Source organism: uncultured Holdemanella sp. (assembly GCF_934754935.1).
Taxonomy (GTDB): domain Bacteria; phylum Bacillota_I; class Bacilli_A; order Erysipelotrichales; family Erysipelotrichaceae; genus Holdemanella.
The window spans coordinates 1-25,518 of sequence record NZ_CAKVJB010000006.1; the positions used below are offsets into that span (position 1 = coordinate 1).

Sequence of the window (25,518 nt, forward strand, 5' to 3'; positions counted from 1 at the left end):
TCCCATAAATACAGGAAATTTCAACAATTTATTCAAAAATTCAATTGTAGTTATACATTTTTTACAAAGTTAAGGCTGTTCTCTACACTTACCACAAACTGAATAGTTTGGACAAGCATCTGTACACGCATTGTCTACGACTGTTCTTAATTGAGCTGGCATCATTGTCGTGATCTCATCATCATCATATCCAACCACAAGACTTTTTTCCGATAAAAGAATCGGTCTTTTTAAAATTGATGGATTTTCCTGAATCAAAGATACAAGTTCTTTCACAGAATAATCTTCAATATCCTTATCTAGCGCTTGAAAAGCCTTAGAACGAACTGAAATAATATCTTCCGTTCCATTTTCGCATCGCGACAATAAATATTTAATTTCACTTTCCTTCAACAATGAAGTAAAAATATTTTTTTCAACAAATTCAATTTGGTTGTCCTTTAACCACTGTTTTGCCTTACGACAACTCGCACAACCTGGAGAAGTATATAAAATTACCATAATAATCGCCTCCTTCAATTAATTATATCATATCACTAGGTTTAAAAGAAATAGTTGTATCTATTATTTATATGTGCTATATTCTTCTCTAGTGAGGACAAAAAATGGAAAAAGCTATTCTATCTAGAATTAATTTAAAAACACTGGATACAAATATCGCATACGATTATTTTGAAACCATTTCAGATTTAATTGATACAAAAGAAGTTCAAGATTTAAAAAAATGCAGCCAACACTTAGCTACATCACGCTTTCAACATTCATTGAATGTTTCCTATTATTCATTTTTGATTTGTAGAAAACTTGGACTCGACGCCTATAGCGCAGCCCGTGCCGGTCTTTTACATGACCTATATTACTATGATTGGAAAACAGATAATGATCGTCCTTTAGAAGGAAATCATGTCAAGATTCATCCAATCATCGCTCTAGAAAACGCAAAAAATATTACAGTAACCAATCCAACCATTGATGATGCGATTTTACATCACATGTGGCCACTTAAAACAAGCCACCCAAACACAAGTGTTGGATGGATCATTCAAGCTGTCGATAAATTCTGTGCCATTACAGAAATGGGACACCAATCCCTATTTAGAGCCAGTCGTTCAAACAATCTATTAAGCTATTGTATTCTATTTACATTTATATTGACAATGTAGGCAGCTAGATTATCTAGCTGCCTTTAGTTTTTCCTTAAATTGTTCTAGCCAAACCGAACCATCTTTTTCTAAACCATATTCACCCATCTCAATGCTAGGCTTTTTCTCCCCATGAAAATCACTTCCACAAGTAATCAAAAGATGATGTTCCTTCGCTAAATTCTCATAATATACATTCTGCTCTGGCGTATGATAATTACTATATGCCTCAATACCATCTATTCCCGATTCAAATAAAATCTTCAACATTTCATCATTTTTATAAAACGTATTAAACGGATGCGCTACAACCGCAAGACCACCGGCTTCATGAATCTTTTTTACCGATTCTAAAAAATCAGGCATAGGTACATACACAAATAAATCCGATCCATATTGGCATTTATCCCAAAAGAAATTAACTGGTGCAGGATCACTTCTTTTACCACCCGGAATATAATCCTTAAAATCAGGAATATCTTGATAACGAGGATCATTAAACATATGTGTACACATCACAAACCATGGATTTTTACCATTTGCCTCTTTTAAAACAGCCTCTACATCAATTTCAACCCCATATTTTGCACGTAATTTATCACAACGAGTTGAAAATGCATTTCCAGACTTTACTTGTGTCTTCTCTAATAAATTTTGAAAATACTCATTTTCTATATCAATACCATACCCAAGTAAATGCACATCTGTATATCCAATACTTGTAGAACACTCAATGGCAGGAATCACTTCAATACCAGCCTCTTTGCCAAGTTTGATCATTTCCTTTACACCACTAATACAATCATGATCACTTAACGCAATGGTCTTTAAGCCTTTTTCTTTGGCAATTTCAATCAATTCTTCAGGTGTAAACTGACCATCCCCCGAATAACAAGAATGCATATGTAAATCAAATCTATTCATACTTACCTCTTACAAAACATAGAAAAATAAAATCACAAAAATACCAAGAATAATGCGATACCATCCAAAAACAGTAAAGTCATGATTCTTTACATAATTCAATAATGCCTTTATCGCAAATAAGCTGACCACAAAAGCTACAAATGTTCCTAATAGTAATAAGAACAATTGTCCAAAACTAAAGAGTCCTACCTTTACTAAATATTTGATGACCTTTAAAAGACTTGCACCAAACATTACAGGGATCGCTAAAAAGAAGGAAAATTCACTGGCAACTGTTCTTGAACAACCACAATATAAACCACCCAAAATTGTAGCTCCAGATCTTGATGTACCTGGAATCAATGCCAAACATTGAAAACAGCCAATCTTTAAAGCCGATTTATAATCTAAGCGCTCAATGGTTTGAATCTTTTCTTTCTTTGGATGTTTCTCTACGAAAATAAAGATAATTCCATATACAATCAAAGTCATCGCAATCACAATATTCTTCGATAAATATTCCTCAATAATAGTATCCAACAATAAACCAATGATGGCAGCAGGAATCACCCCTACAATTACCTTTGACCATAATTGAAGCGTTTGTTTCTTTTTCTTTGGCGATTTTCTTGCATCAAACGGATTCAATTTCTGATAGTACAAAACTAAAACCGCTAAAATACTACCAAATTGAATCACAACTTTGAATACCTCAAAGAATTTAGCTGGTTCTAGTGGCCAAATACTTGAAAATAAAATCAAATGTCCCGTTGAAGAAATAGGTAACCACTCCGTAATTCCTTGAATGATACCTAAAAAAATCGTTTTAATAAGATCTATCATTCTTCATTCCTTTTTGATGCATAATCATGAACCATCTCTTTAAAGATTTCTCCACGAATCTCATAATTCTTAAATTGATCAAAACTTGAACATGCAGGACACAACAAGACAATATCACCAGGTTTGGCGAACAATACAGCCTTTTCAAACGCATCCTTCATTGTTTCTACACTTACTTGATTTGAGAAGATATCTTTAAATTTATCTTTTGTTTGTCCAAAAGAAATACATTTCTTGACAACCGCATCATATTGTTTCAAATCATCAAAAGAAATATGTTTATCCTTACCACCACATAGTAAGATCACATTCTTTTCAAAAGCCGATAATCCAGCACAAGCCGCATGCGTATTTGTAGCCTTTGAATCATTATAGAAACGCACATTATCAATGGTATCCACATATTCAATACGATGTTCTACACCACTAAATTCACGAATCACTTCTTGAATATTAAATAGTGAAACTCCCATTAAATAAGCCATACAACTTGCCATCATCGCATTTCCACAATTGAATTCACCAACAATTTTTAAATCCGATAATTTAAACAATTGAATATCTTTATAGTAGGCATACTGATCATCTTTATATAAATCCACATCTTTTCTTTTCAAAGAAAAATCGATCACATTACAAGGAATGTTTTGTGCATACTTCACAACATTTTCATCATCCACATTACGAATAAAATAATCATCCGCATTAGTGTTTTCATAAATACGCATCTTACTTTCATAATAAGCTTCTAGACTATCCATATAATCCAAGTGATCCGGTGCTAGATTAGTGACAGTCGATACATGAGGTCTAAATGTTTCAATCCCTAACAATTGAAAGTTACTCAATTCTAAGGCTACATTATAATCTGTATCCGTATATTCTAAAGCCAATTCACATAGAGGCGTACCAATATTTCCGGCAACCAAACTTTTCTTTTGACGATTCAACATCTCATATAATAAAGTTGTTACCGTTGTCTTTCCATCCGTACCTGTAACAGCTGCATATTCAAAGTTTTTCGCATAACGATATGCCACTTCAATTTCTGTATAGATTTTTGCGTTTTGTTCCACAAAATAATGTACAAAAGGCACACGATAAGGAATTCCAGGATTCTTCACAATAAACGCATAATTTCTTTCTTTTAAAGAATCAGGATGTCCTTCATCAAACACTTCAATACCTAATGATTCTAATCCAGCCTTTTCATTGACTTTATTCGAATCCGTTAAAATAACATGATATCCATTCTTTAATAATAGTTTACTTACCGCAATACCACTGCGAGCCGCACCAATAACTAATACAGTTTCCATTCTACATTACCCCCAAAACAAGCCCAAGAATAGCTAAGATCACACCTACTAGTCTAAAGCGAGTTACAACCTTCTCTTCAGACCAGCCACACATTTCAAAATGGTGATGTAAAGGCGCCATCTTAAAGATTCTCTTATGTGTTTTTTTATAATACGTAACCTGTATAATTACACTTAAAACCTCTGCCACAAACACAAATCCAATCACAACCAAAAGGATTTCTTGTTTTAAAACCATTGCGATTGCCGCTATAAAGCCACCTAGAGCCAAAGATCCAGTATCACCCATAAAGATCTTGGCTGGATGCTTATTGAATTTTAAATAGCCAAGTAAGGCAAAGATGACCATACAAATCAAACATGCCACATTATTTAGACCTTGGATGAATGCGAAAATCGCAAAAGGCACTAATGCGATCACCATTTGACCTGCACACAATCCATCTAAGCCATCCGTTAAATTTACGGCATTGGTTTCCGCTGTAAACATCAAGAAGACTAAAATAAAGTAGAACCATGATAAATTGATTGTGACATCAAAAATAGGAATCCAAATATCTGTAGTCGAATTTGTACGATATAAGAAGAAAAACACAACCGCCAAAATAGATTGAAGTAAAAACTTATGTGCTGGCTTTAATCCCTCATTATTCTTTTGTACTACAATAATATAATCATCAATAAATCCAACAACACCATATCCTACAAAGGCCAATAAAATAATGATTGTATTCATATCCAATTTAAATGGTGTAAAGAAAGAACCAATAATATAAACAAGTGTAGGTACAATAATAAAGGCTAATCCACCCATCGTTGGCGTACCATTTTTCTTTTTATGACTTGCCAAACCCTCTTCTCTTTCAGTCTGTCCAAATTTAATTTTATGTAAATAATCAATCAATCCAGGCATGATTACTAACATAATAACCAATGTGACTAAACACATTCCAATAATCCATATATAATTCGAATTCAACATTCTATCTACTCCTCTTTTCAAAACACTATCATTATAACATTCTATTGAATTCGGAACAAATTTTAATTCAGGACTTGAAATACAGGCTTGTTAATGGTATTATAGTTAAGCGATTGCGTAAATGAAAGAAAAAGGAGGACATTAAGATGTCAAGAGTATGTGCAGTATCTGGAAAAGGTCCTTTATCTGGAAATAAACGTTCTCACTCAATGCGTGCTTCTCGCCGTAAATGGAACGTGAATCTTCAAAAAGTTCGTGTTGTAGTTGACGGAAAACCTCAAACTATCCGTGTTTCAGCTAGAACATTAAAAACATTGAAGAAACAAAACGCTATTTAATTTTAGATAATTAGGATCCTTAAAAAAATTATGCATAAGATAAAAAAGAAGAGTTAACTCTTCTTTTTTTCTTTTACACTATTAAATTTTTCATCCACACATTTGGCAACCTTCAAGTCTTGTTTGAATTGAAAATTATGTTGAACCACTGGATTTTTCGATATATATACATATACCTTATTTCCATTTAATAATTTAATTTCAACACCCACATATACTTTTTTCATTTCAACAAATATACTAGAATTCATAGTACTTACTAACACCTTATGAGAAAACATAGGTGATTTATCTTTATATTTTGCATCTTCATATACAATTTGACTTGAAACAACATCATTAAATCGATAGTTTCCTAAACTTCCCGAAAGTATTGTGAACACTTTATTTTTCTCATCAAAAATTATACTATCCATGAAATTTATCACCCCTACAATCCTATTATACCATCCACAATAGGCTAAAAGTGCAGATTTCTCTGCACTTTCAGCTTGGCTCTATTTACTATTGGAGGATATTATTAGATTTCAAACCATTGAATTTCGCATTCTGCTAATTCAACTTCAAAACTTGAACCATCACCCTTATAAATTGTTGTAGTTTGAGGTTCATACGTATTATTTACAACACAGAAACTATTTGTAGAAGGATATACATTGACATCTACATTATAGTTATCTGAATACCAACGCTTCATTTCATTTTCTTTATGTGCTGCAAAGAAGATTGCACGATACAATAATCTTACATTTTCAAAGCTAAATGGAAGACCATTCATATAGATACCGCGACCCTTTCCATATTCATTTACAGCTAAATTCACATGAAGATCTTTTTCTGCCAAAATTTCAGTACCAGGAAGTGCATAAACATCATTAATGCATTCTCCCCAATCTTCATGCTCTAATTGTTCTGTAATGAAATGATTTGGATGTACTTCCCAATTATATTTATCCGTATGCATTGTGAAACCTAATTCTTTATCTACACCTAAAACATCATATAATGTGAAGTATTTACCGTTGCGGTTGATTGCGGTTGGCTCACCTACACCAATAAATCCACCACCCTGGTCTACATAACGACGAAGTGCCGTAATAATCGTTTCATCAAATTCAGCACCACCACTAAAGCTCGTATATGCTGAACCAATATTCATCACAACATCCATATCATCTAAAATCGATGGATCTTTACGAATATCATCAAAACTAATAAAGCGAACATCGAATGGGAATCCACTCAACGCTTCCATTACACCTGTGTACGAATAGATTTGTTTATACCAAATCGCATGATGAACTAAATGAGTACCCCAACGACGTAGTTCACCCCAACTATTGATCACACCTACTTTTAATAAATTGTGTGGAACCTGTTGATTTACATGTGAATATAAAGTACGGAATTCATCACAAACCTTTTCAATGTAATCAATAAATTCTGGGAAATCCAATGCCAATTTTAGATATCCACCATAACCAATTCGATCGACCGGACTACGCAAGATGGCTCTTCTTGCTGTGACCCAATTGACTTTTGCTTCTTTTAAAGGATCTCCATTTTCATGGAAAACATCTGGGAAGAAATATGGTAAAAATCTTCCTTCTGTATATTTAACACCCTTGATATCTGAAATCAAACGAAGTGTTGTTCCTGAACCAACAGATCCTACAACCGCATCCAAACCAATCGATTCAAAATATTTTCCAAATGGCTCCGTACCAATCCAGTGATCGCCTAAAAACATCATCGCTTCTTTACCATATTCATGACAAATATCGACAAATTTCTTTGCGAGTTTACTAACTTCACGTTGTTGGAAATCCATAAAATCACGATATTCTTTCGTAGGTACGCAGAAAGTCGAATTGTTAAATCCCTTATTAATAATATATTCCGCTCTAAATGGATAACCCACTTCTTTTTCAAATTGTTCCAAGATATATGGAGAAACAGATGCACTATATCCAAACCAATCGACAAATTTTTCACGTGCAAACTCATCAAATTGTAAAGTGAACTGGTGGAAGAATGTTGTAAAACGAACAACATCTACATCATCTCTTTCTTCACAGAATTTTCTAAATTTATCTAAAACATACTTTTGTGTTTTAGGCTGTCTAACATCATACGTCATCTGATGCTCTTCATCTTTCCAATCGTTTGTTAGGGCATTATACATATGTACAGGATCCCAAATAACGAAAGCTAAAAAGCTTACTGTATACGCATGATATGGAATTGTATCATGAATGATGACTTCCTTTGTTTTTTCATCATAATCCCAATTTGTGATGACTTCATCTGTAGTACGATCAATCACTTCCCACCATCTATGATTGTCTTTTGTGTTTGGCTTTAATTGATCTGAATAGAAATGCTGCATGATTTGAATCTTTAATTCTGTATCACGAGCCGTCACAAAATCACTCATCAAATACATTTGTTGAATTTCATCCGGATTTGCCTTAGCCCACGCATTATCTTTTCTTGTTGTATAATAAGTCGCATATTGTTTGATGTCCATTTTACGCAATTCTTCCGGCATATCCGTTCCATCACAGTCACGAATCGCATCGGCTTTCCATCGATGAATGATTTCAATTGTCGCATCAATCACATCAACATCTGTTGGTACAGTTACTCTGCCTGTTTCAATCATTTTTATTTTCTCCTAAACTAATCAATTCTATTTTCTGTTTCTAAATCAAAGAAATGTACTTTTGATAAATCCATAGTCAACTTAATTGTTGTATGTGCTTCTGGCTCTAAACGAGAATTGACTTTCGCACACATTTTTTGCCCATTTAAAGAACCATGCAAAATATATTCATGACCTAATAATTCAGCTACTTCGATTTCAAAATCAAATAATGCACTTGGATATGTATCCGCAACAATACCTTCTCCATGTAAATCTTCTGGACGAATACCCATGATGATTTCCTTACCTTGATAGCTAGAAAGTTTTTCTCGATACATCAAAGGAATATCGATCTTCATATCATTCACAATAAAGAATCCATCTTGATATGTACCTTTAATAAAGTTTGTAGCTGGAGCACCTAAAAATCCTGCCACAAATAGATTTGCGGGATTATTATAAATTTCTTTAGGTGTTCCAATCTGTTGAATATATCCACCCTTCATCACAACAATACGATCGGCCATCGTCATAGCTTCTGTTTGATCGTGTGTTACATAAATTGTCGTTGCTCCAATTCTTTCATGAAGTTGAATGATTTCAGAACGCATTTGAACACGTAATTTTGCATCCAAGTTTGATAATGGCTCATCCATCAAGAATACTTTCGCATTACGCACAATGGCACGTCCCAAGGCAACACGTTGTCTTTGTCCACCAGATAAAGCTTTTGGTTTACGATCCAAATAAGGCTCGATTTCCAAAATACGCGCTGCTTCATGTACACGCTTATCAATTTCTTCCTTACTATATTTACGAAGTTTTAAACCAAAAGCCATATTCTCATATACACTCATATGTGGATATAAGGCATAAGATTGGAATACCATCGCAATATCACGATCCTTTGGTTCTACATCATTCATTCTTTTTCCATCAATATAGAAATCGCCGGCACTAATCTCTTCTAGACCCGCAATCATACGAAGTGTTGTAGACTTACCACAACCACTAGGTCCTACAAATACAATAAACTCTTTATCTTTTACATCTAAATTAAAGTCAAATACAGCTTGAACATTGTTGTCATATATTTTATCAACATGCTGCAAAGATAATTCTGCCATACTTCATCCTCCTATTTATGTTTCTTGTTGTATAAAAACAACAATGTAAGTAAACCCGTCAATCCAACAATTTCAATCATTAAATTGCGAACACTCACTGTCTTTTGTGCCCAAATGATTAACCCTAAAAACACAAAGAATAAAATAATCATAATTATATTCATTACTTTATTATCATCTCTCATACTAGACACCTCTTACTCTTTCATTCCACCAATGCTCATACCTTGTGTAATCTTCTTTTGAACACAAATATAAAGAATCAGTGTTGGAATCATAACAATTACCAAGCCAGCATACATAACACCAAAATTCGCTTGTGATTTTGCATCAGCCATCAAGTATTTAACGCCCACCGCCAATGTCGCATTTTCTTTATCCATAAATGTAAATGCGATAATATATTCATTCCAGAATGCTAAAAACTGAAATAAAATGACTGTAATAATACTTGGTCTTGCCATGGGAATCATGATCTTTGTCATCGTTTTGAAATAGCCACAACCATCAATGCGAGCTGCTTCTTCATAAGCCTTTGGTAAAGTCTTAAAATAACCCGTCAACAAATAGATTGTGAACGGCAAAGCGGTTGCCGCATATACGACAGATAACCAGAATTTACTATTTAAGAAAAAATCAAATCCAAGTTTAATATCCGCATTAAATAACATCAAGAAAATGGGTAATACAATATAGTTTACATTTACGAATAGTCCAGCCATGAAAAGTCCATTAAAAAATTTCTTTCCAACAAAATCAAATCGTGCCAAAACATACGATGCAGGAAGAGCAACCACCAATAGAATCACTAACGATAGTGCAGTAACGATGATTGTATTTAATAAATAATCACCCATTCTTGCCTTCACAAAGGCATCCGCAAAGTTTGACCATAATATTTGTTTTGGTAAATCAAATGGATTTCCACTAACAAGTTCCAATTGTGATTTTAATGATGCTAAAAACACCCAAACAATAGGTACAATAATAGAAATTGCCAACGTGATTAGTGCAACATAGACAAAGATTTTATATAAAGGAAAATTACGCTTCTTCATATCTCATCCTCCTAATACTGTAATACATCACGTTCAGTGACTTTATTAATGATAGCCGATAACGCAAATGAGAATACGAAGATACATACTCCAACGGCCATACCAAATCCGTATTTACCGGCAAACGCATTGTTATACATATAGTTCAATGCCACTTCACTTCCTAGATTTCCTTCACTTGTCAATTGTACAAACATAAATGATAAGTTGATTGTAGAAATCACGAAGAAAGTCAAAGTTGTACGAATGTTATCCCAAATCAAAGGCAAAGTAATCATAAAGAATTGTCTTACTTTACTAGCCCCTTCAAGACTAGCTGCCTCATATAAATTTTCGGGAATACTTGTCATACTTGACATATACATAACCATATAGTATCCAATAGCCTGCCAAACCAATGCACCAATGATTGAATAGTTGATAATAGCCGGATTTCCCATCCATTGTCTTTGTAAAGATTCTAGACCGATCATCCCCAAGAATGAATTTAAAATACCATTGGTTGGTTGATAAATAGCTGAGAAAATTCCCGCAATAACAACGATACTTAAAATATTTGGAATATAGAATATAATGCGGAAGAAATTCTTTCCTACAAATTCTTCACGAGTTAATAATGTCGCAAATAAGACCGCCAACACCAAAGTGATGATTGTGATCAATACGACATACAAAATTGTATTTTGCATAGCCTCAATAAAGCGCATGTCGTTAAAAAGAACCTTGAAGTTGAAGAATCCCGCAAAAGTGGCATCACTTACGAAATTGCTCTTTTTAAAGAATGCCGTCTTAAATACATCAATCGTTGGAATGACCATAAAAATGACCACTAAAATAACGGCTGGTGCAAGACACGCAAATACAAATCGATTTTGTGCTTTCTTTTTATTCATGAGTACCTCCCCCTCTTTGAAAAAGCGACGAGCAACAATATGCTCATCGCTTTATGTTTTACTATTCAGTTACGGCTTTATTTTTTGATAATTTAGCCCAAGCATCTGATAATTTAGCTTGATAATCTTTTGCAGTTAATTCACCAGTTGCTAAAGAGTCAATTGAACCAAATACTGTAGCAGCACGGTCGAAATCTGGTAAGTTATCTGTGTTGTAAGGAGCAAATGCACCTAAAGCTGCAGAAGCATTGTCATATACTGAGAAGAATTCTTTTGTATATCCATCTTCCATAGCTGCAATTGTATCCGACATAGTTTTTGTTGGAACAATATTTCCACCTTCAGCCATGATCTTAACACCTTCTTCAGAATAGATAAACTTCAAGAACGCTTTCGCATCATCTACGTTTTTAGCTTGTGCAGGAATCCATACTTGTTCAGTCATAGATCCAACAAAACGTTCACCATCTTTTTCTAATGCAGGTAATGGAAGTAATCCCCAGTGATAATCTTCAGGAGTTGTATCTGCCATTTCATTCACTACCCAGTCACCATTAGGCATGAATAATGCTTTTCCATCAATAACTGCCTGTTGGTTCATTGTGAATCCATCTTTCGCATTCGCATTTGATACTGTATCCGAATATAAATAATCAGGACTTACTAATTTAGTTAAAATATCGATAGTTTGTTTAGCACCATCTGTATTCCAAGCATCCTTGTCATAATTTAATACGTTAGATAATAATTCTTCTCCACCAGTTTCTTTCAACAATGCATTTAATGTATTATCAAAGTAACCATTTGTTGGATATGTAAATAATGAAATACCATCTTGTTTTGCTTGATCACCTAAAGCCCAGAATTCTTCCCAAGTTGTTGGAAGATCATATTTCTTTCCTTCACCAACTAATTCCGTATTATAGAAGAATCCAGCAGGAGTTGTCTTAAGTGGCATCAAATAAGATTTACCATCACCATAATATTGTACGATACTACTATTCGCATAGTTTTCATCCATACCTACTTCTTCAACAACATCTGAAATATCCAATACTTCATGTGTATTTAATTGAGTTTCTGTATATCCAGAAGGCTGTCCTAAATTGTAGTAAACAACATCTGAATATTCACCCTTCGCATTTTCTTTATTTAATACGTCAGGCAATTCTTTTTCAAAACGCAATTGAACATCTACATCTGGATTTGCTTTTTCGAAAGCTTCAGCCAATTTTGTAAATACTTCTTCACCATTTCCACCAGAGAAAGAATCGAATTTTAATACTCTCTTATCTCCAGAATCTGAATTTTCAGCTGGTTTACTTGAACATCCTGCTAACATTGAAGCAGCCATCGCAAATGATAAGCCAGCAGTTATAACTTTTTTCATACTTTACCTCCCTCATAAATTCGTATGAACCTCTTTTGACAATCCAAGTATAACTTATTTGTAAGCGCTTTATCATAAAAATATAGCTCGATATTTTAGATATATTGCGTTTTGATAAAATTGTGAACAAAATTGATAAACAAACGAAAACATTATATAATCATATAAAAAGAGGTGTTTTTATGAGTACACAACGCTTTCAAATTGACCAAGTCGATTTCAATAAAGCTAGACCAAAGCTTTTATATATAACTGAATCTAAGTTTGATCACGAATGGAATTCCACTCTGCATACACACTTATATACAGAAATATTCTATGTAACTAAAGGTCATGGACTACTAAGTCTAGATAATAAAAACTATCCTGTCAAAGAAGACGATCTAGTTATTGTCAATCCTTTAGTTTCTCATACAGAACGTGGTATTGAAAATGTAAACTTCGAATATATCGTCATGGGAATTGAAGGTGTCACATTCTTTTCCAAGGAAGAAGATGAAGAACAAGGTTGCAGCATTGCCAATTATTATGAATATAAACATGAAGTTTTATTCTATTTAAAAACAATCCTTTTGGAAGTAAAGGCAAAAGATGTAGAATACCAATCTCTTTGTCAAAATTTACTTGAAGTTTTATTGATCAACCTAATGCGAAGGGCCAATATTAACTTGAAGTCTTCACCAATCAACAAAGCCAATAAAGATTGTGTCTTTATTGAAAAATATATTGATGCACACTTTAAAGAAGATCTTACATTAGATACATTAAGTGAATTAACTTTCTTAAATAAATACCATATTGTACATGCCTTCAAACAATATAAAGGAATTTCTCCCATTAACTACATGATTCAAAAACGTTTGGATGAAGCTAAACTTTTGTTGTCTACAACCAACCTACAAATCTCAGAAATCGCATATATTGTTGGTTTCACAAGTCAATCCTATTTTGCCCAAGCCTTCAAAAAAGCCACAAACATGTCTCCCTTACAATATCGTAAAGACAATAGCCATTAATATGAGGTAAAGAATATGAACAAACAAGACAATGATGAATTACTCAATCAAGGCCTAACGCAAAAAGAAATAAACGATTTAACACAAAAAGGCTTCACCAAAGAAGAAATGCTACAAGCTAAAGAATATGACAAAGAAATCAAGAAAGGATCGAATTTCATTTCGTGGCTCGTTGATTTGATTACTTGGTTTATATCTTAAAAGAACAATGATTTTTTATAATCACTGTTCTTTTTCTTTATTCTTCTTTTTATTTACATACATATTTTGATCCGCCAAATCCTTAACACTCACAATATCTCCTGTCAACAATAAAGCAGAACCATAAGCTACCGAAGGTAAATATTTATATTTTCTTTGTTTGGATTTCATCAACTGATCAAACTGTATAGAACAAGATTCTTCATTCCGACAATTCTTTAGTAATACACAAAACTCGTCGCCACCAATTCTGTAACAAAATCCATATTTAGCATAGGCCTTTTTGATACAATCTGCAATGATGCTTAAACATTGATCTCCTTTGACATGTCCATATATATCATTGACATGCTTAAAATCATTCACATCAAACACGATCAACATCCCATTTGTATAATTCATTTCATGACTACGATTCAAGAAACTATTCTGATTCAATAATCCGGTTAAACTATCGAGTTGATTCCACATTTCATTACAATATATAAAATAAAGTACAGAAAGTAATGTGACACAAAGCCAACTCACATGCAGATTAGGAACCATGATTTGAATAATCGTTTCAACAATCAAGAAAATCATCAACGGATAAATCAAAGCCTTACTTCGATTTTGAAATTGCTTAGAAACTAAGATCGTAGATAAAGATAAATACAATATACCTACAAAATACGCAAAAATATAAATAAAGAAACAAGGTCCACGAGAATATATATTTTCTTTACTAACTGAAAATACAAGCCCCGAAGGAATTGATATCGCAAGAAATAAAAGATAGATGATTTCGCATAAAATCGCAAGCTTTAATTCCCACCTTAACTTTGTCTTTCGATCCAATACATACACTAGACAGATACAAACGGATGGTGTAAGTCCAAACCCAAGATAATTCGATATAATATTTAACCAACGATATTTTATTGGTAAACCGTCCACTTTTAAAGTAATAACTTCTAATATAGAAATAAGCGCAATTAATATAAACGCAAAGAAAAAACCACGCTTTTGTTTCTCATTTAAAGATTCACTCAAGCGCGTCAAAACACACATGAAACAAAGCACAAAAAGATCAATTGTCGTTAAAACATAAAAATACCCATTCATACTATTGTTCCACCGTTTCTTTTGTATATATACATCGAGATACAATTGGACTGTTCTTCTTTAAATATTCTTTTTGAAGCCAATCCAAATACGTTCCTGGACTAATGATGCCGCGCACACTCAATACATCCGCACCCAATGTTCCTAAAACTAAATCCGTAAAAGAAGCACAATTATCGCCTAAAGCCCAATAAATATGGAATTTACCCCTCTTTACCTTATATAATTTAGCACCCGTACGATAATGTAAGCGACTTGGATAATCCATTTCATACTCACTAAAACGATCATAGCCATCTTCTTTTTCTATTTTCGTATACCATCTGTATCCGTTTAAACGAATCTTTTCAATTTCCTTTTCAATCATTTCATTTTGTTGAGGCGTTGTATAAATACCATATTCAAAAATCGAATTATTCTCAGCCGAAATCATATTCGGAATATATTTCTTTAATGGAACCGTAAAAAAGATGCCATCTCCAATTGTTTGATTCAAACGAAAGGAGTCACTATCATAATTTCCATAACTATATACAATATTGTCAAACGCAAAACAAATGTGCCCTACCTTTTGAAACCCTTTAGGACCCAAATGCACAATCACTTTTAGACGAACAGGATCATCCATTTTATACGTATTTAAATCCTCTGGTTTGCCTTCTTCTAAATAATGGTTAATACTCGCTAATGCAGCATCTGGCACAAAAGCACACATAAAAGCAGGAAGCGTAATTCTCACTTTACGTTTCCACTTATATTTCGTCAAAGGATTAATCCCCTCATACCCATCCCCTAAATAGCGTAAGCCTAGAATCATAAAATAGATTCCAAATGCCTGCATTAAAAGGTCAGTATGAAAATTTGGATTCAATAGAAGATAGAATCCAAATAAAATATAAATAATAGTAAACACAAAGTTAAAGAACTTCCCTTTAAAATGATTGATTTTATCAATCACAAGTTGGATAAAACAAGCCGAACCACAAAGAATACAATACCCACCAAAATTCACGCGCAAGATCCATTGTGGAATATACCGAAAGTTCATTAAGAAAAACATAAACGCAATCGATAAGATGGAAAAGAAAAAGTCTTTGTTTTTTTTATTTTTAACAAAACGAATAAATAGAGTGACTCCATTCACAAATAGAAACAGAATGGTAACGACTAAGATCCATGTGAAAACTCGATTTGGAATACATATCATGATAGCTCCTGCCACCATTAAAATCGTTCCAATCACAAAGTTCATAGCTACATCATAAAACATAGTCTACCTCCAATTGGATTGTACACAAAGAAAACGCCCTTCTTCGACACGAACAATGCCTTTATCATTGACCAAAGAATTACTTGTTGTATAGATTTCCTCAATATGAATACGTCTAGATTGTAACGGATATAAAAATCCAGATAAAGATAATACCCCTTCTATAATTGGATAAAATGATATATGTCGATACACATTATCAATTTCATATTCCCCTACATTCATAACGGATATCTTTTGATGTTCATCAATCAAAACTAAATTATTAAAACGATACATTGCCAAACGAATATTGGCAATTGTATGATCGATTCTTCCTTGTATTCCACCATATAAATAGATCGTATCATAATCTTTGCACAACCGAATCGCAAGTTCTGAATCCGTTTCATCTTTCATAATCGGATGTCTTTCTATTGGACACGTTATTCGTTTTAAATCTTCCTCATTCAAAGAATCAAAGTCTCCCACTGCCATTTTGATAGGAAGATTCTGATCTATAATCTTTAAGGCCCCAGCATCAACGCCAATATAATCACAATCATCAATTTTAGGTACAACATCAACGAGTGGTGTAATTAAAACAGCACAAGTCATATTTATGCAAGCATACCTTCAATAGTTTTGGCAATATCATTTTTAAATACGTAGCTACCCGCAACCAATGTATCACAACCTGCATCCAATGCTGATTTATATGTATCTTGATTGATACCACCATCAATTTCAATACGATATGAAAGATTCAATTCTTCTCGTTTTTCTTTTAACCACTCTACCTTTTTAAGCATATCAGCCATGAATTTTTGACCACCAAAACCAGGCTCTACACTCATAACTAAAACTAGATCACAAGATTTTAATACACTTTCAAAAGGTTCAATTGCTGTATTTGGCTTAACCACAATACCGCCTTTTGCCCCTAAAGAATGAATTGTATCCAATAACCCTTGAATACGATTTAAATCATTATCTAAAGCTTCTGTATGGAATGTGACTAAATCAGCACCATTTTGAATGAAAATGGGCGCATATTTTTCTGGATCTTGAACCATTAAATGCACATCCATAAATAATGGACAAGCTTTTTTAAAACCTTTTAAAATATCAGGTCCAAAAGTTAAGTTTGGTACAAAATGACCATCCATCACATCAAAGTGTAACCATTTTGCCTTAGATGCCTTTAACTCTTCAAGTTGCGCACTCACATTGGAATAATCCAAAGATAAAATTGAAGGTGCAATTACAATTTCATTCATAGTTTCTTACCTCTTTCTTCCATAATATTCTTATAATCCTCATAGATCGACGCATTGATTTCACCCTTATTTACAGCTTCTTTAATACTACAATCCGGCTCATTTAAATGTTTGCAGTCTTTAAATCGACACGTATGAATATAAGGTTTAAAATCAAGAATACATTCATCTAAATGGGATGTATCTAATCTTGTAAAATCCAAGCTTGAAAAACCTGGCGTATCCGCCACCAATCCATCACACACAGGATGTAGTTGGCAATAGCGTGTTGTATGCTTACCACGACCTAAAGCTTTTGAGATTGCTTGTGTCTGCAATTCGAAATCTGGATTTAAACGATTCAATAAACTACTCTTACCAGCTCCAGATTGACCACATAAAACGGATACCTTACCATTTAAGATTTCCTGCAATTCTTTATCATCACTACCTGGATTTGAAAATACCACATCATATCCAGCTTTTTTATATTTATCTAAATCCGACAAAATTTCTTCAGAATCCTCTAATAAATCCAGTTTTGTGACACAAATCACTGGTTTTACGCCTGCTAAACCTACCAAGAAAATCAAACGATTTAAAAGATGACACGAATAATCAGGATCTTTTAAACTTGTGACAATCAATGCCTGATCGACATTGGCAATGGCCGGTCTTAAAAGACGATTTGTTCGTGGCAACACTTTATGAATGCGATACGAATCTTCAATCTTTTCATATTCTACAAAATCTCCTACAACAGGCGTTTGTTGCTGGCGCATCTTACCTCTTGGTTTGGCAATAATTTCTTCTTTTTCATTTTGAATCGTATATTGATTCGAAATAATTTTTATAATTCTTCCCTGCTGCATATTAATCATAATACAGTGTTACAACACTGTTTGTTCCTTCCTGTACATATTCAGTCCCTACATCTGGTGAGACACTAATGACTTTATTACTTCCTGAACCATCTGAAATTTTACTTAAAACAGCCGCAATACCAAGATCATTCAATTCGTCTTTGGCATCCAATACATCTTTTCCAATCAAATCCGATGGAATCACAATAGAAGGATATGTACTTACGACTAAAGTTATCGTTTTTTTACTATCTGGATCAATTCGAGTTCCTGGCGTTAAACCCTTTTGTTTCAAAACAATACCTGGATCTAAATCTTTTTTACCCATGTACTGCACAACAATATTTACATTTGGACAATTCTTTTCCAATTCATATTCAGCATCCGCATACGTTCCATCGGTAAAATCTGGTACTAAATATGTCGCACCTTTAGATACAGTTAAAACAATTTTTGTATCATTTAAAATAACATCACCCTTTTTATGTGAAGACTTAATGATCTTGCCCTTTTCATATTTATCATTCGCCCTATACACATATGTGACTTTGGAAGTATTAAAATGCGCATCCTGCAATGTATCAATCGCATCTTCTTGCGTTTGTCCAATCACATCTGGCATGGTTTGATAGCCTAAAAATCCGCTAATTCGAATAATTCCTGTAATACTTGCGACAAGCACTAAGACAACGATTCCAATAATGACAGCTGCTGAAATCATCAATGCAGGAATCCAATTTCTTGGTTTCTTTTCGACTTTTGTTGGCTCTTCATCCTCAAAATCAAGATGACCATTATCAAATTTCAACAATTCACTTGTTTGATCTTGATCCACTTTAATACGTTTCATATTCCGATATTCATCATCCATGCAATGAATCAAATCATAAAGCATTTCTTTACAAGAAACATAACGATCAGATAGATTTTTAGCCGTCGCCTTTAAAATAATATTCTCTACCGATTGCGGAATGTTCGGATTAAAATCACGAACATATGGCATTGGCTTACGCAAGTGCTTGATTGCGATTTCGGTTGGTGTTTTTCCTGTAAAAGGAACTTTGCCTGTTAATAATTCATAGAATACAATACCCAAAGAATATATATCGACTTGTTCATTGGGTTCTTTTCCCTGTGTTGTTTCAGGAGCTAAGTAGTGTGCTGAACCCATAACTGTATTATTAAAAGTTAATTGTACGGATCCATTGGCTACCGCAATCCCAAAATCCGTAATTTTTATCGTTCCATCATCCTTAACTAAAACGTTTTGCGGTTTAATGTCACGATGAATAATTTTATGTTCATGCGCATGATTTATCGCACTCACTAATTGTTTCATAATGCCTATGGCCTCATCAACATCTAAGGCACCGCGCTGCGCAATCAATTCTTTTAATGTTCTTCCGCGAATAAATTCCATAACGATATAGTGCATACCTTCGTATTCACCCACATCATATATATCCACTACATTAGGATGGGATAACCGACTTGCAGCACTTGCCTCACGTTGAAAGCGAACAAGTGCCATCGCATCTTGACTTAATTTATCACGTAGAACTTTGATTGCGACAATACGATTTAAAATGGTATCTTTTGCCTTATAGACATCCGCCATACCACCTTGTCCAATCAAAGACAAGATTTCATAACGATTCGCTATCTGTTCCATCATCATATTATTGTTCTCCATCATTCTCCATTAAAATAACTGAACAATTGTCGTATCCACCTGATTGGTTGGCTCTTGCGATCAATGTATCCACTTTTTCCTGCAAAGAAAGACTTGGATCATGTACAATATCGGAAATCACTTTCTTTTCAACATATCCATGAAGCCCGTCACTTGAGATCAATAAATAGTTATATGTATTTTCAATCTTATTGATATCGATACGGAATACATGCCATACACCAAGTGCATTCGTTAAAGTATTTTTTTTAGGATGCGTTTTGGCCTCTTCACTTGTGATCTTGCCTTCCTTTAAAAGTTGAGCAATTACACTGTGATCTTCACTCATTTGAATCAATTCTCCATTATAATCGGCATAAATTCTTGAATCTCCCACATTGAAAATAAAGGTTCCAATTTTAGCTACAATTACACCAACAGCCGTTGTTCCCATACCTCTTTCGTTCGGATTTTTTAAACTTTTAGCATAAATAAAATCATTCGCCTGATTTAAATTTTCACGAATCCAATTATCAACCTGTCGATCTTTATTAAACTTAGGAGCCTTCATAAAAGCTTCATACATCGTCATGACCGCTGTATGACTGGCCACTTCTCCTGCCTTTGCCCCACCAATACCATCACAGACGATGGCCATCCATTCATCATTGTCATTATGAGCAATACAATAATCATCTTCATTTAATTTTCTTACAAGACCTACATTCGTATTCGCAAAAACTTTCATCGACTTAGATTCCTTCCTTTTTAATTTCCTTAATTCTTAACTGACCACAAGCTGCATCAATATCATTACCATGTTCTTTTCGAATTGTGCAACGCACATGATTTTTCATCAATAAATCATAGAAGACCATTGCCTCATCATGCGTAACGGATTTAAAGCCTTTTTCATCCACCGCATTATATGGAATCAAATTCACATAGGCATTCATTCCATGCAAAAGCTTCGATAATTGTTTGGCATGTTCAGGACGATCATTAACACCCTTTAATAAAATATATTCAAATGTCAAACGACGATTATTTTCCTTACCATAATATTGAATGGCTTCCATTAATTCCTTCAATGGATATGCATGGTTGACTGGCATCAATTGATCACGCAATTCATCATTTGGTGCATGTAAACTAATGGCCAAATTGTATTGTGTGTGTTCATTCGCAAAATCATAGATTCTAGGTACAATTCCACAAGTCGAAATTGTGATATGTCTTGAACCAATACCTAAACCACGATCATGATTCACCGTTGCTAAAAAATTCATAACATTGTCATAGTTATCAAATGGCTCTCCTGTTCCCATGACAACAATGTGTGATAGGCGTAGGTTATCTTTATCCAATTCCTTTTGAACATACATAACTTGGGCTACCATTTCCCCACTTGTTAGATCTCTTTTTTTCTTTGTTAAACCACTTGCACAAAATGCACACCCCATATTACATCCAACTTGACTTGAAACACATACACTTCTTCCATAGTCAAAGACCATCATAACACTTTCTAATAGGGCTCCATCACTTGTTTTAAATAAGAATTTTGTCGTTCCATCATGTGAAACTTGTTTTTTTATTAATTCTAAAGGATTCACAATAAAATCTTTCTTCAAGATTTCTCTTGTTTCCTTTGATACATTCGTCATTTCATCAATATCAAATACGCGGTTACGATATAACCATTGAAAAATTTGATGTCCACGATAAGATTTCCATCCATGATCCAATGCATATTCGCACATTTGATCGTAATTTAAATTGTATAAACTTTCCAAAATAGCACCTCAATTTCTGCCTTTCATTATATCATTTACGCACTAGTTTTGCCATATAGAAGCCATCTTGTGTCGCATCGCTAAAGATTGTTTTTTCTTCGACTAAACTAAACTCTTCATGTGCCTTCAAAAACTTCTCAATCTGTTTTTCATTCTCTTTTTTATTCATTGTACAAGTTGAATAAACTAAAGTTCCACCAACCTTAACATATTGACATACATTTGAAAGTATAGAATATTGTAAAGGAATCAATGTATCCATATCTTCTGGGACCATATGTAATTTAATGTCTGGTTTTCTAGATAGTACACCATAGCCAGAACAAGGTACATCACATAAAATGCGATCATATAAAGCAGAACTTTTCAATGTTGTCGCATCCTGTACACCTGCATGTATAATATCGATTCCTAATCGTTTGGCATCCTTTTCAATCAAGTCTTTACGATGGGCATGCAAATCATACGCATCAATATGCCCTTGATTATGCATCCTTTCTGCCATGGCCATACTTTTTGTTCCTGGAGCTGCACAACAATCTAGAATCGTTTCATTTTCTTGCGGATCTACAAACTTTGCAATTTCAAAACTACCCTCATCTTGTGCACTCATATAGCCTTTTTGATAGTATGTATGATGAAAATAGTCATTTCCTTTATAGATATACAATGGGTCTTGAATACAATCAAATGTATCCCTATCAAAATCCGATTCATTTGTGTTTAATACATTTCGACGAACATACATCGGTAAAATGTTCACACTAGCACTGGCCATCACTAAAGCTTTTTCTTGTCCATATTGAGAAATCCACATCTTATATAGCCAATCGGGTAAAGAATATTTCAAAGCCACATTATCGGTTTCAATGGGTTTTACCTTATGTAGCACCGCATTTGTAAGTCCAGCATATTTCACATTGATTTTTTTGGCAATATTGACCGCATCATTGACAATCGCATAGCTTGGCACTTTATCCAAAAACAACAATTGATATGTACTCATTGTAAGTAATACATCCATTTTTGGATGTAATGTATTCTTCACATACTTTGACCAACACGCTTTACAATATCGATAGTTTTGAATCGTACCATAAAAGATTCTTGTGGCCAAAGCACGATCTTTTTCATCCACTTCGTGCAAGTGATTTCTCAAATATAAATTGGAATATACTTCTTTATTTACCACTTCATCTAAAGCTTTCCATATCCACTTTCTCATGCTATTCCTCCATCATAATTGGATGCATATTCACATCCACAATCTGTTTTGTTTCATCTAAATAATCTCGAACAAGCTTATGCAGCAACTTATCGTCCTTTGATTTTAAAATCAAGCGAACACGATGTTTCTTTTGTTGCATACGAATTTCAATTGGGCCTAAAACTCGTAGTGAAGAAAAATACTCTTTCGCGCCATTTGCCATCTTATAAGCTTCCTTTAAATCAAAATGCGTAAACACCAAGGTACATAAATATACATATGGTGGATACATACCTAAATGGCGATAGCGCATTTCTTGATTAAAAAACATCTTATAATCATGCATCTTAACACATTGCATCACAAAATGATTGGGATCAAAAGTTTGAATCATGACTTCACCTTTTAACTTTCCTCGACCACTTCTTCCACTTGCCTGTTCTAACATTTCATAAGCCGTTTCACTCGCTCTATAATCATTTCTACAAAGCGTGGCATCCGCATTTAAAATACCTACTAGAGTTACTCTTTCAAAATCAAGTCCTTTTGCGACCATTTGTGTACCAATCAATAAATCGCCTGACTCCTCAAATTCTTTTAACAACTTTTCATGCGCATTCTTTTTTCGCGTGCTATCCGCATCCATACGAACGACATGATGATCCTTAAAAATTTCAACGATCTGTTCTTCTAATCGCTCTGTACCCATACCGGCCTTAAAGTAATTCTTCGAATGACAACTTGGACATTCTTCTATAAATGGAAATTGCCTTCCACAACAGTGACAAACTAAGGCATTTTGATTTTTATGATACGTTAAGGCTACGCCACAATCTGGACATATACGAACGTGTCCACAATCGCTGCAGCGAACAACAGGAAGATACCCTCTTCGATTTAAAAGTAAAATAACCTGTTCTTTTCTAGAAAGACGTTCATGAATAGCTTGAAGTAATGTTTCAGATAGGCCATTTGTGACTCTTTCTTTTTTCATATCCACCAAACAAATTTCAGGCATTTCATGAATGCGATTTTTAAGTTCGATCAATTCATATATATTTTTATAGGCTCTTGCGTATGATTCTAAAGAAGGTGTGGCACTTGCCAAAACAACTTTACACTTATGATAAGCCGCACGAAATAACACAATATCTCGTGTGTGATAGCGTGGTGTATTGTCTTGTTTATAGCTTGAATCATGTTCTTCATCCATTAAAATCAATCCTAATGAAGTAAATGGCATAAAACAAGCACTGCGCGTACCTACCACAATATCGACTTTATGATCTTTCACTAAATTATATTGTTCCAACTTTTCTTGTGCATTTAATCCAGAATGATAGATCGCAATCTTTTGTTTAAAACGAGCCTGCACTCTTTGTATCATCATGGGTGTCAAACCAATTTCAGGAACAAGAAATAGCACTTGTTTTCCAGATGCTAAAACATCTTCGGCAAGCCTTAAAAAGACTTCGGTTTTACCAGAACCCGTCACACCATGTAGTAAAGAGACAGTCTTATCGGTATTTTGAATGGTTTTAATGGCACATTCTTGTTCAGAAGTTAATGAATGAATCACATCCGCAATTTCACGAACAGAAGTATTTGAATCTTTAATTCGTTTTTCAATTGTAATATAGCCTTTATCCAATAATACTTTTGCGATCGATGGACTCACTTTTCTAAGTTCACTCATCTTACATGGATAGCTAAAACTAGATAAAACTTCTTTTTGTCGGGAAGTTAAAGGTAAATCCGAATCATTCAATATCGCATAGTCTTCATAGATAATTTTTGAATGATTACTAGATGGACGAAGTGCTGGTGGTAACATCGTTTTATAACAAGTTACTTTTGAACTCGCATAAAAATCAGCCATATAATTTGCCAATAACTTGAGTTCATTATTCAATAATGGCTTATCATCTATGACTTCAATAACAGGTTTAATATTTTTAAAATCGCTTTCTACATCGACCTCTTCGACAAATCCTACAAGTGTTCGATTGTTGAATTCAACACGGACACGACATCCAACTTCAACATCTTGATCACAAGAATAAGTAAAAGTATTACGTAGGCGATTATATTCTACATATACATTAATCAGCATGCATCTATTATAGCATTAATCTGGATTTGACATTGATATTTATTTTGGTATATTTGAACATAAGGAGATAGGTATGCATATTTTTCTTGGAATTTAAACATTATTTCAGGAATTATCATTGGTTTTGTCGTAAAGCCATTCAACAATCAAGTTGTGGATATTTGTGTATCCCTATTATTCTTTGTGAATGGAATCTTAGACATCCAAAAAGCCTTCAAAAACAACTAAAAGCACCCAAACGGTGCTTTTATCATTTACTGAATTATAAGCCATATTTCTTTCTCATTTCTTGAATAGCTACTTTTGCATCCTTAATCTCTCCTATATCAATTTGGTATTTGGAAATCGTAATATCTTGGTACATTTCAAGTTTTTTCAGAGTTGATTCATTCG

26 protein-coding genes are annotated in these 25,518 nt (G+C 33.8%); 4 read left to right on the forward strand and 22 right to left on the reverse strand.

Annotated elements, in window-relative coordinates:
* Window positions 1-69 precede the first annotated feature (69 nt).
* The gene (locus tag Q0E86_RS02465) at window positions 70-501 is read right to left on the reverse strand and encodes a Spx/MgsR family RNA polymerase-binding regulatory protein (RefSeq protein ID WP_295754351.1); all 432 of its coding nucleotides are present in this window, start codon (window positions 499-501) and stop codon (window positions 70-72) included.
* Window positions 502-605: 104 nt separating this feature from the next.
* Here Q0E86_RS02465 and Q0E86_RS02470 point away from each other — a divergent pair, with 104 nt between their 5' ends.
* Window positions 606-1,163 (forward strand): HD domain-containing protein, encoded by a 558-nt coding sequence (locus tag Q0E86_RS02470; protein ID WP_295754352.1) that lies wholly within the window; start codon window positions 606-608, stop codon window positions 1,161-1,163.
* A 9-nt stretch (window positions 1,164-1,172) separates the two neighbouring features.
* Here the strand turns inward: Q0E86_RS02470 and Q0E86_RS02475 are convergent, their stop codons facing one another.
* Genes Q0E86_RS02475 through mraY form a run of 4 tightly spaced genes read right to left on the reverse strand, consistent with a single transcriptional unit; the run spans window position 1,173 to window position 5,192 of the window.
* A complete protein-coding gene (locus Q0E86_RS02475; RefSeq protein ID WP_295754353.1) occupies window positions 1,173-2,066 on the reverse strand; it encodes a PHP domain-containing protein in 894 nt (297 codons plus the stop codon).
* Window positions 2,067-2,075: 9 nt separating this feature from the next.
* Window positions 2,076-2,891 carry an undecaprenyl-diphosphate phosphatase gene (locus Q0E86_RS02480; RefSeq protein ID WP_295754354.1) on the reverse strand — a complete coding sequence of 272 codons (816 nt, stop codon included), beginning with the start codon at window positions 2,889-2,891 and terminating at the stop codon, window positions 2,076-2,078.
* The gene (murD, locus tag Q0E86_RS02485) at window positions 2,888-4,210 is read right to left on the reverse strand and encodes a UDP-N-acetylmuramoyl-L-alanine--D-glutamate ligase (protein WP_295754355.1); all 1,323 of its coding nucleotides are present in this window, start codon (window positions 4,208-4,210) and stop codon (window positions 2,888-2,890) included. Before murD ends, Q0E86_RS02480 begins: the two co-directional genes overlap by 4 nt.
* 1 nt (window position 4,211) lies before the next feature.
* Window positions 4,212-5,192, reverse strand: a complete 981-nt coding sequence (mraY, locus tag Q0E86_RS02490) for a phospho-N-acetylmuramoyl-pentapeptide-transferase (RefSeq protein WP_288535494.1) — start codon at window positions 5,190-5,192, stop codon at window positions 4,212-4,214.
* A gap of 146 nt (window positions 5,193-5,338) precedes the next feature.
* Between mraY and rpmB the strand changes: the two genes are divergently transcribed.
* The gene (gene rpmB, locus Q0E86_RS02495; protein WP_003865181.1) at window positions 5,339-5,530 is read left to right on the forward strand and encodes a 50S ribosomal protein L28; all 192 of its coding nucleotides are present in this window, start codon (window positions 5,339-5,341) and stop codon (window positions 5,528-5,530) included.
* Between the two features lie 53 nt (window positions 5,531-5,583).
* Here rpmB and Q0E86_RS02500 read toward each other — a convergent pair whose 3' ends face one another.
* The 7 genes from Q0E86_RS02500 to Q0E86_RS02530 form a co-directional block, all read right to left on the reverse strand.
* Entirely contained in the window at window positions 5,584-5,946 is a 363-nt protein-coding gene (locus Q0E86_RS02500; RefSeq protein ID WP_288535496.1) for a hypothetical protein, read from the reverse strand.
* A gap of 104 nt (window positions 5,947-6,050) precedes the next feature.
* Entirely contained in the window at window positions 6,051-8,195 is a 2,145-nt protein-coding gene (gene gnpA / locus Q0E86_RS02505) for a 1,3-beta-galactosyl-N-acetylhexosamine phosphorylase (protein WP_295754357.1), read from the reverse strand.
* Between the two features lie 17 nt (window positions 8,196-8,212).
* Window positions 8,213-9,304: an ABC transporter ATP-binding protein gene (locus tag Q0E86_RS02510; protein WP_288535501.1), complete on the reverse strand. Its 1,092-nt coding sequence runs from the start codon at window positions 9,302-9,304 to the stop codon at window positions 8,213-8,215.
* Window positions 9,305-9,315: 11 nt separating this feature from the next.
* On the reverse strand, window positions 9,316-9,489 hold the full coding sequence (locus Q0E86_RS02515; protein WP_227992413.1) for a DUF6903 family protein: 174 nt from the start codon (window positions 9,487-9,489) through the stop codon (window positions 9,316-9,318).
* Window positions 9,490-9,501: 12 nt separating this feature from the next.
* Entirely contained in the window at window positions 9,502-10,362 is an 861-nt protein-coding gene (locus Q0E86_RS02520; protein ID WP_288535505.1) for a carbohydrate ABC transporter permease, read from the reverse strand.
* A gap of 11 nt (window positions 10,363-10,373) precedes the next feature.
* On the reverse strand, window positions 10,374-11,255 hold the full coding sequence (locus Q0E86_RS02525; RefSeq protein WP_295754358.1) for a carbohydrate ABC transporter permease: 882 nt from the start codon (window positions 11,253-11,255) through the stop codon (window positions 10,374-10,376).
* Window positions 11,256-11,316: 61 nt separating this feature from the next.
* Complete coding sequence (locus tag Q0E86_RS02530) at window positions 11,317-12,645, reverse strand: carbohydrate ABC transporter substrate-binding protein (RefSeq protein ID WP_288535509.1); 1,329 nt, start codon at window positions 12,643-12,645, stop codon at window positions 11,317-11,319.
* Between the two features lie 182 nt (window positions 12,646-12,827).
* On the opposite strand from Q0E86_RS02530, the gene Q0E86_RS02535 reads away from it, so the two are divergent.
* Both Q0E86_RS02535 and Q0E86_RS02540 read left to right on the forward strand, forming a co-directional pair.
* A complete protein-coding gene (locus Q0E86_RS02535) occupies window positions 12,828-13,661 on the forward strand; it encodes an AraC family transcriptional regulator (protein ID WP_288535512.1) in 834 nt (277 codons plus the stop codon).
* 15 nt (window positions 13,662-13,676) lie between these two features.
* Window positions 13,677-13,862, forward strand: a complete 186-nt coding sequence (locus Q0E86_RS02540; RefSeq protein ID WP_295754360.1) for a hypothetical protein — start codon at window positions 13,677-13,679, stop codon at window positions 13,860-13,862.
* 21 nt (window positions 13,863-13,883) lie between these two features.
* Here the strand turns inward: Q0E86_RS02540 and Q0E86_RS02545 are convergent, their stop codons facing one another.
* Genes Q0E86_RS02545 through priA form a run of 10 tightly spaced genes read right to left on the reverse strand, consistent with a single transcriptional unit; the run spans window position 13,884 to window position 25,125 of the window.
* Window positions 13,884-14,966, reverse strand: coding sequence for a GGDEF domain-containing protein (locus Q0E86_RS02545; RefSeq protein WP_295754361.1), 1,083 nt, complete (start codon window positions 14,964-14,966; stop codon window positions 13,884-13,886).
* Window position 14,967: 1 nt separating this feature from the next.
* Window positions 14,968-16,236: a DUF308 domain-containing protein gene (locus tag Q0E86_RS02550; protein ID WP_295754362.1), complete on the reverse strand. Its 1,269-nt coding sequence runs from the start codon at window positions 16,234-16,236 to the stop codon at window positions 14,968-14,970.
* A gap of 3 nt (window positions 16,237-16,239) precedes the next feature.
* A complete protein-coding gene (locus Q0E86_RS02555; RefSeq protein WP_295754363.1) occupies window positions 16,240-16,833 on the reverse strand; it encodes a thiamine diphosphokinase in 594 nt (197 codons plus the stop codon).
* Between the two features lie 2 nt (window positions 16,834-16,835).
* Window positions 16,836-17,495: a ribulose-phosphate 3-epimerase gene (rpe, locus tag Q0E86_RS02560; RefSeq protein ID WP_295754364.1), complete on the reverse strand. Its 660-nt coding sequence runs from the start codon at window positions 17,493-17,495 to the stop codon at window positions 16,836-16,838.
* Window positions 17,492-18,346, reverse strand: a complete 855-nt coding sequence (gene rsgA, locus Q0E86_RS02565; RefSeq protein ID WP_367117374.1) for a ribosome small subunit-dependent GTPase A — start codon at window positions 18,344-18,346, stop codon at window positions 17,492-17,494. The genes rpe and rsgA overlap by 4 nt, the downstream gene beginning before the upstream one ends.
* A gap of 1 nt (window position 18,347) precedes the next feature.
* Entirely contained in the window at window positions 18,348-20,015 is a 1,668-nt protein-coding gene (gene pknB / locus Q0E86_RS02570; protein WP_295754367.1) for a Stk1 family PASTA domain-containing Ser/Thr kinase, read from the reverse strand.
* 1 nt (window position 20,016) lies between these two features.
* Window positions 20,017-20,757 (reverse strand): Stp1/IreP family PP2C-type Ser/Thr phosphatase, encoded by a 741-nt coding sequence (locus Q0E86_RS02575; RefSeq protein WP_295754368.1) that lies wholly within the window; start codon window positions 20,755-20,757, stop codon window positions 20,017-20,019.
* Window positions 20,758-20,761: 4 nt separating this feature from the next.
* Entirely contained in the window at window positions 20,762-21,805 is a 1,044-nt protein-coding gene (rlmN, locus tag Q0E86_RS02580) for a 23S rRNA (adenine(2503)-C(2))-methyltransferase RlmN (protein ID WP_295754369.1), read from the reverse strand.
* Window positions 21,806-21,836: 31 nt separating this feature from the next.
* A complete protein-coding gene (rsmB, locus tag Q0E86_RS02585) occupies window positions 21,837-23,030 on the reverse strand; it encodes a 16S rRNA (cytosine(967)-C(5))-methyltransferase RsmB (protein ID WP_295754370.1) in 1,194 nt (397 codons plus the stop codon).
* A 1-nt stretch (window position 23,031) separates the two neighbouring features.
* The gene (priA, locus tag Q0E86_RS02590) at window positions 23,032-25,125 is read right to left on the reverse strand and encodes a primosomal protein N' (RefSeq protein ID WP_295754371.1); all 2,094 of its coding nucleotides are present in this window, start codon (window positions 25,123-25,125) and stop codon (window positions 23,032-23,034) included.
* Window positions 25,126-25,518 lie beyond the last annotated feature (393 nt).